Origin of the sequence: Mesorhizobium sp. M8A.F.Ca.ET.021.01.1.1, assembly GCF_003998025.1 — a bacterium.
Lineage (GTDB): Bacteria > Pseudomonadota > Alphaproteobacteria > Rhizobiales > Rhizobiaceae > Mesorhizobium.
Window position 1 is genome coordinate 1 of record NZ_RZSJ01000225.1, and the last position, 8,903, is coordinate 8,903.

Annotated in this window: 11 protein-coding genes; 7 read left to right on the plus strand and 4 right to left on the minus strand. The window is 65.1% G+C overall.

Annotation, left to right across the window (positions count from 1 at the left end; genetic code table 11):
* The coding region (locus tag EOA36_RS18300) for an adenosylhomocysteinase (RefSeq protein WP_189553260.1) at positions 1 to 374 on the minus strand (374 nt) is incomplete at its 3' end.
* A 166-nt stretch (positions 375 to 540) separates the two neighbouring features.
* On the opposite strand from EOA36_RS18300, the gene EOA36_RS18305 reads away from it, so the two are divergent.
* Entirely contained in the window at positions 541 to 1,920 is a 1,380-nt protein-coding gene (locus EOA36_RS18305) for a sodium:solute symporter family protein (protein WP_127278830.1), read from the plus strand.
* A gap of 81 nt (positions 1,921 to 2,001) precedes the next feature.
* On the plus strand, positions 2,002 to 2,445 hold the full coding sequence (locus EOA36_RS18310) for a cytidine deaminase (RefSeq protein WP_127278831.1): 444 nt from the start codon (positions 2,002 to 2,004) through the stop codon (positions 2,443 to 2,445).
* A 59-nt stretch (positions 2,446 to 2,504) separates the two neighbouring features.
* Here the strand turns inward: EOA36_RS18310 and EOA36_RS18315 are convergent, their stop codons facing one another.
* A complete protein-coding gene (locus EOA36_RS18315) occupies positions 2,505 to 2,801 on the minus strand; it encodes a DUF1236 domain-containing protein (RefSeq protein WP_127278832.1) in 297 nt (98 codons plus the stop codon).
* A 561-nt stretch (positions 2,802 to 3,362) separates the two neighbouring features.
* On the opposite strand from EOA36_RS18315, the gene EOA36_RS18320 reads away from it, so the two are divergent.
* Together EOA36_RS18320 and EOA36_RS18325 are read left to right on the plus strand one after the other, a co-directional pair.
* The gene (locus tag EOA36_RS18320; protein ID WP_127278833.1) at positions 3,363 to 3,590 is read left to right on the plus strand and encodes a polymerase; all 228 of its coding nucleotides are present in this window, start codon (positions 3,363 to 3,365) and stop codon (positions 3,588 to 3,590) included.
* A gap of 113 nt (positions 3,591 to 3,703) precedes the next feature.
* Positions 3,704 to 3,925: a hypothetical protein gene (locus tag EOA36_RS18325; protein WP_127278834.1), complete on the plus strand. Its 222-nt coding sequence runs from the start codon at positions 3,704 to 3,706 to the stop codon at positions 3,923 to 3,925.
* A gap of 98 nt (positions 3,926 to 4,023) precedes the next feature.
* Here the strand turns inward: EOA36_RS18325 and EOA36_RS18330 are convergent, their stop codons facing one another.
* Both EOA36_RS18330 and EOA36_RS18335 read right to left on the minus strand, forming a co-directional pair.
* Positions 4,024 to 5,940: a diguanylate cyclase gene (locus EOA36_RS18330; RefSeq protein WP_127278835.1), complete on the minus strand. Its 1,917-nt coding sequence runs from the start codon at positions 5,938 to 5,940 to the stop codon at positions 4,024 to 4,026.
* A 159-nt stretch (positions 5,941 to 6,099) separates the two neighbouring features.
* Entirely contained in the window at positions 6,100 to 7,005 is a 906-nt protein-coding gene (locus tag EOA36_RS18335) for a LysR family transcriptional regulator (RefSeq protein ID WP_127278836.1), read from the minus strand.
* Positions 7,006 to 7,099: 94 nt separating this feature from the next.
* On the opposite strand from EOA36_RS18335, the gene EOA36_RS18340 reads away from it, so the two are divergent.
* The 3 genes from EOA36_RS18340 to EOA36_RS18350 all read left to right on the plus strand — a co-directional run.
* Positions 7,100 to 7,981 carry an aldo/keto reductase family oxidoreductase gene (locus tag EOA36_RS18340; RefSeq protein ID WP_127278837.1) on the plus strand — a complete coding sequence of 294 codons (882 nt, stop codon included), beginning with the start codon at positions 7,100 to 7,102 and terminating at the stop codon, positions 7,979 to 7,981.
* A 140-nt stretch (positions 7,982 to 8,121) separates the two neighbouring features.
* Positions 8,122 to 8,457 (plus strand): metalloregulator ArsR/SmtB family transcription factor, encoded by a 336-nt coding sequence (locus EOA36_RS18345; RefSeq protein ID WP_127278838.1) that lies wholly within the window; start codon positions 8,122 to 8,124, stop codon positions 8,455 to 8,457.
* Positions 8,454 to 8,903, plus strand: a 450-nt coding sequence (locus EOA36_RS18350; protein WP_127278839.1) for an SRPBCC domain-containing protein, incomplete at its 3' end; no start/stop codon positions are given. The genes EOA36_RS18345 and EOA36_RS18350, both read left to right, overlap by 4 nt.

Here is an 8,903-nt window from a genome sequence, read left to right on the forward strand (position 1 = left end):
GGCTTGGCGTCCAGCACCCGCGCCAGATTGGCGTGATGATCGGCCAGCGTATCGGCACGGCGGCCGAACATGCCGATGCCCCGGCTTTGCAGGAAGGCGACGACATCGTCCTGCGTCGAGCCGTGATTGCCGGTGCCGACGATCCCGGCGCCACCGTCGGCCAGCACTTCGAGCAGCACAGCGGTCTTGGGTTCTACATGCAGTGAGACCCCGATGCGCCGGCCGGCGAAAGGCCGCGTCCGCCGGAATTCCTCGCGCAGGCCGGCCAGCAGCGCCATCCGCGAACGGATCCAGGCAATCCGGGCGCGGCCGCGCTCGACCAGTTCGGTGTCAGCCGGATTGGCATCAGCCGGATTGGTATGGGCTTGGGTCATTCGAAGTCTCCGATCGCGATCCAGATTCAGCACTTGCAAAAAAGTTTTTTGCATGTGACAAATATTGTAGAGGGTCGTCAAGCCCCGCGAAGAGGGCAACCGACAGGACAGTGCGGCGCTCCAGAAACTGGCGCGCGTCATCGGCTTTGCATGGAAGGGGTACAGAATGGGAAATCTGGATATAGCGATCGTCGCCGTCTATCTCGTGGCGGTCACGGGCATCGGGCTGTATTTCGCCCGCTCGATCAAGACCGAAGAAGATTACATCGTCGCCGGCCGGCGCATGGGGCCGCTCTGGCTGACCATCTCGGCCTTCGCCTCATGGACCGGGCTTGCCGGCCTGTTCGGCACACCCGAAATGGTGGTGCGCTATGGCATAGCGGGCGCATGGTGGTGGTACACCTTCCCGATCGGCCTTTTGCTGATGGGCATCTTCCTGGCGAAAATCGTGCGCCAGCGCATGCATGTGACGACACCGGACATCGTCGCGCAGGATTATCCGGCTTCCGTGCGCGTCGCCGCCTCGCTGGTCACCAGCTGGAACTACCTTGCCTGGGCGGCGGCGCAGGTCTTCGGCATCTCCATGGTGTTCACCCTGTTCTCGGGTATGGACCCGAAGACCGGCGCCATCGTCGCCTTCCTGGTCGTCATCGTCTACACCATGCTCGGCGGCTTCCTCGCCGTGGTGGCGACCGACGTGCTGCAGGCCGTCATCTTCCTCATCGTCATCGGCGTGGTGGCGCCGCTGTTCGTCATCTTCGGGCCCGGCGTGCAGCATATCTATGAGGCGACGAAGGACATTCCCGGCTTCTACGATCTGTTCGCCAACGTGCCGCCGGCGACGCTGTTCGTCTGGTTCCTGCTGCTGCCCGCCGGCTTCATCGACACGATCGGCTTCCAGCGCGTCTTCTCGGCCAATTCGCCGGACACCGCGCGCAAGGGCCTGATCAACGGCTTCGTCATCATGGCGGTGTTCGGCGTCATCCTCACCTTCCTCGGCGTCGCCGCCAAGGCGCTGCTGCCGGCCGATGCCAACCCGGTCAACGCCATGCCCGACCTGATGGTGCAGCTTCTGCCGCACGGCGTCATCGGGGTCCTGGTCGCCGCCTTCCTGGCGGTGGCGATGTCGACGGCGAGCACCACGCTGCTGATCACCGCCACCACCTTGCAGCGCGACGTGATCTCGCGGTTGCGGCCCGGCGCCAGCGACAAGGAAAGGCTGTGGACCAGCCGCATCCTGCTGCTCGTGCTCGGCCTGGCGGCGCTGGTCGTGGCGCTGTCGGTACCCGGCATCGTCACCATCCTGATGCTCGGATTCTCGGTCTATGTGCCGGGCCTGCTGTTGCCGGTGCTGTCGGCCACCTTCGGCTGGCGCATTCCGTCGTGGTCGATGCTCGCGACCATCGTCGTCGGCGCCGGCTCGACCGCGATCCTGGTGCTGATGGGCGAACCCGGCGGCATTCCACCCTCGCTGATCGGCTTCATCCTCTCGGTCGTCCCCTTCGTCGCGGGGCTCTTGATGCGATCGGAACGGCAACCCGCGTGAGCACGGAAGATCAAGAAGAAGCAACGAGTTAGAATTCCATCCTGAATCAATGCGGGATGGAGCCCCGATGCGGAGAGACCAATGCTGAAGACCAGCTTCGACAGACTTTCGAGCGCCGATCAGGCGCTCGTCACGGCCGCCGCGCAGGCCCGCGACAAGGCCTACACGCCCTATTCCAACCACAAGGTCGGCTCGGCCGTGCGCACCGCGTCGGGCCGGCTGTTTTCCGCCTGCAACGTCGAGGTCGTCACGTTGCAGCAATCGGTGCATGCCGAGCGTAACGCTGTGATGCAGATGGCCGCCGCCGGCGAGCGCCAGATCGAGGCAATCGTCTGCCACGGCCCCTATTCCGGCGTGCCATGCGCCGAATGCCGGCAGGTGATCTGGGAGTTCTGCTGCGATGATCCCGAGGTCAGGATCATCGGCTCGACGCTCGACGGCGGGATCGAACTGATGACCATCGGCGAGATTTATCCAAGCCCTTATGGGCCGGGCACCAAGGGTATCGACCCGCGCAAATTCTGATTGCGCGGGCACCCAGTTGCAGCCGGCCCGCCACCAGTCCGGCAGCGGGCCGGGCGTTGTTACTGGATGATCTTGATGATTTTGTGGGTGCCCGGATCCACGATCACCGTCCGGTTGTCGATCACGGTGTAGCGATATTTGACATTGGGGACTTCGTGAAGCTCGACCGTGTCGGGCAGAGCCGTGCCGAGGCTGAGTTCGACGCCGGGAACCTTCACCGAAGCCAGCGGCTGCTTCTTCACATATTCCTTGATCACCGTTTCCTGCTCGGGCTGGATGATGACGTCTTCGGCGGCGGCTGCGCCGACACCCGCGAGCAACAGAACCGCGGCTACGGCGGCAAGATTCTTGTTCATGAATTCCTCCATTTGAAATCGGCACAGCACAGGATTGTCGCCGCGCTGAGGATCGAACTTCAGGCACGGATGAACGTTCCCCGGTCGGGCTTCGGTCGGGCCAACCTCGGACTTAGGTCCCATTCAAGAACGCAATGGTCCTGCCGCCGCTCCCGCCGGGAACGGTCGCCTTTCGCACTCGTTGTCGCTCCGTGATGGCAGGCAGCTGACTGATATCAGCAAGCAGCCCCATGTTTTAGCGAATTGGCGCAGCTACGTCCCTTCCTGCGCCAATAGGGTTCGCTCACTGCGTCCAGTTGGTGAGCGAACCCTGAATTCCCCGGCATCGGGCCGAGACGGGAGGAGGTTGTGATGTTCGGCGACAAGGAAACCCGTCTTATCGAGATGGTGCTGCTGATGGCGGTCCCGTTATCGGCGTTGATCCCCGCATTGCTCGTCACCTTCACGTCGAGCTGGTAGCAGCCCGCTTCGAGAAGGACAGCCCGCCTGCTTTGGCGGAGGGCTCGGCATCCGCTGATGCCCGTTCACGATTGTCGATGCGTGATTTGGAGGAGAGGGAAAATGCAACTTGGTGACATCATCGCCAACACCTTGGCCATCCTCTTGCTGGTTTGTTTTCTCGCCAGCACCTTCTTCCTTTTCGGAAAGCCATTATGGCCGGAGCAGCACGCTCGCATGGTCATCATTGTGCCGGTTGACACGATGACGACATCGTCGACCGGCCGCGGTGGCGCCCCTGTCCTCCCAGGCACTTTCGACACCAGCATTGCCCGTCCGAGGCCGTCCTGACGGGCATCATGGGCATGCGCGCCAGCGAATGCAGCCGCGCCCGAACAGCCCGGAACCAAACCAATCGGCGAGGGTTTCCCAGTGGAAGGGACCGCAACCACGGAAGCGGAGTAATGGAACTTCTGACCTTGGAACTGGCCCGGGCGAGGCAGCGCCTCAACCGAGCGGAACTTGCCCTGGAACGTGCAAACGCGATGCTGGACGAGGACTGTGGCGTCGGTATCAATCTGAGGCTTTGCGACAGGATACGATCCGCGCAACAACGCGTCGGCGAGGCGAAAGCTCGGCTTGTGAAGCTCGATCCCGTAAGCATGGATTCAGGCCACAACGGTTGAAGCAACTGAGAGAGAGGCGCCCGCCGAATCCTCATTCAGGCAATCGCCAGTTCACCCTCGGATTCTACCCGGCAGCCCGGCCCTAGGCCTAGGAAGACTCAAGTCTTGCGCCGCGAACCGGTCGCGCGTTGGTCGCTGAGGTGAGGACGCCATCCATGCACTCGGTCCCGCCCCGCGGCCTTGGCGCCGTAGAGCGCCTCGTCCGCACGATTCAAAAGATCGGCGATCTCCATGGCGGCGCCGCCGGCATCGAAGGTGCCGACACCGATGCTGACGGTAACGATGCCTTTTTCGCTGCCGGCATGCCCAAGAGCGAGGTCGCGCACCTTGCTCCTGAGGTTTTCGGCGATGACGAAGGCGCCCCGCGCATCGGTCTCCGGCAGGATGAGCGCGAACTCCTCGCCGCCATAGCGGGCGGCCGCGTCCGCCGGCCGGCGGGCTGCCGCCTCGATGCAGCGGCTGACGACGCGCAGGCATTCATCGCCCGCCGGATGGCCGTAATAGTCGTTGAACCGCTTGAACCAATCGACGTCGATGATGAGCAGACTGAGCGGCATTGCGTTGCGGCTGGCGCGGGCGAATTCGCGCGCCAGCGCTTCGTCGAAGGCGCGCCGCGTCAACAGTTCGGTCAGGCCGTCACGGTGCGCCAGAAGGTTCAGCTTCTCATTGGCGGCCATCAGTTCGGCCTCGACCTGCTTGGCCTCGGTGATGTCGGAAAACACGCTGAGGCTGCCGCCATCGCCAGTCGGCCGGGTGCGCACATCGAGCCAGCGCCCGTCGGCAAGCTGGACCTGGCGGTGACTGACGAGCTTCTGCGCGGCCATGATGCCGGCGATCCAGTCTTCGACCGCGTCCGGCGGCGTGGTCCCTTCGCCGCGCTCCGCCGAGGCGCGCAGGATGTCGCGGTAATCGGCACCCGGCACCCTCATGTCCGCCGTCTTCGGAAACATGGCGCGGTACCGGGCGTTGCACAGCACCAGCCTGCCGTCCGGATCGAACATCACCAGGCCGTCGGCCATGTGCGTCAGGGCGTCTCCGAGCCTTGCCTGGCTTTCCGCCAGCTCGTTCTCAAGCTGCTTGCGAACGGTGATATCGCGATTGTGCGTGATCAGGCCGATGATGGCTCCGCTCCGATCCCGAAAGGGCGCCTTCAAGGTCGCCAGCCAGCCATCGGTGCCGTCCTCGTGGTGAAGGCGCTGTTCGATGGTCGACGAAGCGCCCGAGGCCAGCACGGCAAGCTCGTCCTCGCGGAAGCCCTGCGCCGTCCCACGCGGAAAGAAGTCGAAATCCGTTTTGCCGATCAGTGCCTTGGCGTCGGTCGCATGCATCAGTTCCGCCGTCGCCGGATTGGCCGCGATGAACCGCCCGTCGAGATCCTTGACGTTGAGGCAATCGGGCAGCGTCTCCACCACGGCCTTGTAGATGCGCCGGGACTGCAGCGCTTCGAGGCGACGCCGCTCCTGGTAGAGCGTCAGCCCCGACAGCACCACCGAGACGAAGATGAGCAGGGAGGACGGCAGCGCCACCTTCGGCAGCACCATCTGCAGGACATCCCGCGGCAGCACGCTGAGGCCAAGCAGTGACGCCGCCGCGGCGGCCGCGCCAAGGATCATGATGTCGATCATGGTGGCGCGGCGGCCCTTCAGGGCAAGGTTGCCGGCAACGCCAACCAGCATGGCGGCCGCGATGCCCACGGCGCCGGCGAAGGCGCCGATGCCGCCCTCGAAAGTCCGGAAGGCACCGGCCATGACCCCGGCGACGATGCCGGCGACAGGGCCGCCGAAGAAGCCGGCAACGGCAATCATCGTCGCCCTGAGATCGGCGAACACGCCCGGCTGCAACTGCATGGGTGTCAGCATCAGGACGATGGCGCCGGCGCCCATCAGCAGGCCGAAGGCCGCTGCCTTCGCGGCGGCCGGCCAGCGATCCAGCCACACATGGGTGTGGATCCAGACTGAAACGAACATCGCGACGACCGCGAGATTGGCCAGCAATTCGGACCAGGGCGAACCCATTGCGCGCCTTTCCTTTCACCGGGCTTTCGCCGTATCGCCTCCTCGATAGGCCCTCAATGACAACAAAGTGTTACATCGGGGATTTGCCCTTTGGTCGAAAGCAAGCGCGGCGACACGCCGAAAAGGCCGGCGCAAACCTGCAGCGATTTCGGTACGGGATCAGTCCCACCGCATCCCAGCGACAAAGTCGATGAACGCGCGCAGCGGCGCCGGCGTCAGGCGGCGGCCGGGATAGTAGAGGTACGGGCCTGAAAATTCCTGCCACCAGGGCTCCAGCACCGGCTCCAGCCTGCCATCGTCGAAATAGGGATGCAGCCAGTCCTCGAACAGACTGACAATGCCGCCGCCGGCGACGGCCACCTCGAGCGCGAGCGCCATTGCGGTGCCGGTGCTGACCAGCAGCGGGCCGGTCGGCTCGACGCTCACCTCCTCGCCGTCGCGTTCGAACTCCCAGGGCGGCGTGAAGCCGCTGGCGAAGCGTCCGCGCAGGCAGGCGTGGTCGAGCAGGTCGCGCGGGTGCTCGGGCCGGCCGCGCCGGTCGAGATAGGCCGTCGCGGCGGCGGTGGCGAAGCGCTGGCGGCGCGGGCCGATCGGCACGGCGATCATGTCCTGCTCCAGCCGCTCGTCATAGCGGATGCCGGCATCGCAGCCGCTCGCCAGTATGTCGACGAAACTGTCCTCGGCGGTCACTTCCAGGCGAATGTCGGGATAGGCCGCGAGGAAGGGCGGCAACAGGCGCGGCAGCACCAGTTTCGCCGCGACGACAGGCACGTTGAGCCGCAACGTGCCGGCCGGCCGGCCGCGAAAACCGTTGACCACGTCGAGCGCTGCCTCTACCTCGCCGAGCGCCGGACCGAGCCGTTCGAGCAGGCGCGCGCCGGCCTCGGTCGGCGCCACGCTGCGCGTGGTGCGGTTGAGAAGCCGCACGCCGAGTTCGCTCTCCAGCCGCCGCACCGTCTCCGAGAGGCTGGAAGCGCTGACGCCGCCCACCCGGGCCGCCTCGCGAAAGCCGCCGGCGCGCGCCACCGCCATGAATGCCTGGAGGTCGCCGAGATTCGCCGCCATTGTTCGCCTTTCCGCACAGGCCGTGCCGATTGCACCATATTTATCGTGCAGGCGCGCCTTGTCTATATCTGGCTGATCCAATGGAGACGACACCATGACCGACGTCAGCAAGGCCGGAAGCTTCAAGCTCGGCGACCGCACCGTGAAGCGCCTCGGCTACGGCGCCATGCAACTGGCTGGACCGGGCGTCTTCGGCCCGCCGAAGGACCGCGAGGCAGCCCTTGCCGTGCTGCGCGAGGCGATTGCCAGCAGCGTCGACCACATCGACACATCGGATTTCTACGGTCCGCACGTCACCAACCAGATCATCCGCGAGGCGCTGCACCCCTACCCCGCCAACCTCACCATCGTCACCAAGATCAGTGCCCGGCGCGGCGCGGATGCATCGTGGATCCCCGCAATGTCGCCTCAGGAGTTGACGCAGGCCGTGCACGACAATCTGCGTAATCTCGGACTGGATGTGATTGAGGTCGTGAACCTGCGCTCCATGCATGGCATCCACGGACCCGCCGAAGGGTCGCTCGAGCCGCAGCTCGACACGCTCGCCGACCTGCAGCGCCAGGGGCTTGTGCGCCATATCGGCCTGAGCAACGTCACCCGCAAACAGATCGCGCAGGGGCGCCGCATGGTCGACATCGTCTGCGTGCAGAACCAATACAACATCGCGCACCGCCAGGATGATGCGCTGATCGACGAGCTTGCCGCCGACGGCATCGCTTATGTGCCGTTCTTCCCGCTCGGCGGTTTCACGCCGCTGCAGTCGAGCACGCTTGCCGACGTCGCGCAAAAGCTCGGCGCGACTCCCATGCAGGTGGCGCTCGCCTGGCTGTTGCAGCGCGCGCCCAACATCCTGCTCATCCCCGGCACCTCGTCGGTCGGGCATCTCAGGGAGAACCTGGCAGCGGCCGAACTTAGGCTGCCGGCGGATGCGATCCAGATCCTGAACGGCAACGCGGCCGAAAAGGCAGCCGCCTGAGCTTCCAAAGCCACGCTTGCCGGGGTGGAAACGTTCTCCCCGGCGAGCGCGCCATCTCTCGCGGTTTCCGAAAGCTCGTTGACGAGGTAAGGCAAGCCGTTTATAGAACCAATTAGTTCTAGAACTGATTGGTTCCAAAAATGGCTGCTGAATTTTCCCTCGACCAAACATTCGCCGCGCTCGCCGATCCGACGCGGCGCGCGATCCTTGCCCGGCTGCTCGATGGCGAGGCCTCGGTCGCCGAGCTCGCGCAACCCTTCGCGCTCACCGTGCGGGCCGTCTCCAAACATGTCGGCGTGCTGGAGCAGGCCGGCCTCGTCACCCGCAGCCGGGCGGCGCAGAAACATCTGAGCCGCATCGAGCTCAAGCCGCTGCGCGACATCGACCGCTGGCTCGACGACTACCGAAAACTCTGGGAAGGCCGCTTCGACCGCATGGAGGATCTGCTGCGGCGCGACGCGGACAAGGCGCCATGAGCGAGAGCGTCCAAGATACCGCCGAGCGCAGCTTCGCCATCGAACGGGTGTTCCAGGCTCCGGTGGCACGCGTCTTTCGGCTGTGGACCGACCCCAGGCTGGTGGCGCAATGGTGGGGCATCAAGGATTGCACCATTCCTCACTGCGTGCTCGACGTGCGCGTCGGTGGCCGCTGGCGCATCGATATGCTGACCGCCAGCGGCACGCTCTACCGCAACCAGGGCAGCTATCTCGAAGTCGTCGAGAACGTCAGGCTGAGCTATTGCGACGAACCGGATCCGGAAATCCGCGAATGGGCCGGCAATCCGCCGGGCCGGAGCCGCCATACCGTGAGCTTTATGCCCGACGGCATGCGGACCCATGTCCATTTCGAGGTGACGCTGGCGAGCGCCGCCGACCGCGAGCGCCTGCTGGCGCTGGGCATGCGCGGCGGCTGGATGCAGAGC